Origin of the sequence: Streptomyces sp. NRRL F-2664, from assembly GCF_000719345.1 — a bacterium.
In the GTDB taxonomy this organism is placed as follows: Bacteria; Actinomycetota; Actinomycetes; order Streptomycetales; family Streptomycetaceae; genus Streptomyces.
The window spans coordinates 1-920 of record NZ_JOFX01000254.1; the positions used below are offsets into that span (position 1 = coordinate 1).

Consider the following 920-nt stretch of genomic DNA (forward strand, 5'->3'; position numbering starts at 1 on the left):
CCCGGTTGAGGGCGTCGTACTCGGTCTGCCGGACTGTGGTGGCCCCGCTGGCGTCGGTGACCGCGGAGGAGAGCAGCAGCCCGGTGTCCTCATCGTAGGTATACGCGGTCGTGGAGACGGTGTCGCCGTCTTTGGTCTTGACGGCTGCTTCGGCTATCTGCCCGTGGGCGGTGTAGGTGTAGATGGTGGTGTTGCCGAGCTGGTCGGTCTGGGACGCCAGGCGGCCTGCCGGATCGTAGGTGCTGCGCACACCGGTGCGGGTGTCGCCCTGGCCGGGCGCGCCCTGGGTGAGGGTCTTGGCGGTCTGGCGTCCGGCGAGGTCGCGGGTGAGGGCTGCGATGAACTCCTGCCCGGGGTAGGTGTCCGGGGCGGCGGGGTTCAGCACGGTGCTGTGCGGGATGCCGCCAGGCCCGTAGGAGGGCACCGCGGTGACTTCGCCGCTGGTTGAGGTCAGGGTCCGGCCCAGTGCGTCAGCCTCGGCGGTGGAGGCGGCGGCGGGGGTGCCGTCGGCGAAGACCACCCTCGCCGACGTGGTCCGGGCCGCGGTGTCGGCGTCCTGCACGGCCACGGCCCGGGCCTCGCCCAGGCCGGCACCCTCCTGGCCTGCGCCCAGCACGCCCTGCGCGACCGCTTCGGCCACGATGTCCGTGGCGGTCTTTAGGGTGGTGCCGTCCGGGCGGGTGGTGCTGCTGGTGTGCCCCCACGGGTCGCTGGAGGCAACGGTTTTGCGGCCGGCCCGGTCGGTCATGGTCACCCGGTAGTGGGCCCACTGGGAGTAGTCGGCCTCGGACAGGGTGCGCGCACCGTCTGCGTCGGGCTCCTTGGCGTAGGCGCCGTCGCGGTAGTTGTCCGCGGTCCGCAGCGGGCGGCCCAGCGCGTCGAGGGTCTCGGTGATACGCCGCCCGTCAGGCGTGGCCGTG

The 920-nt window shown here is 72.9% G+C and carries 1 protein-coding gene; it reads right to left on the reverse strand.

The features are described from left to right. Nucleotides 1-920 (reverse strand): RHS repeat protein (locus tag IF89_RS39375; protein WP_043194878.1); only part of this gene is annotated, 920 nt, incomplete at both ends.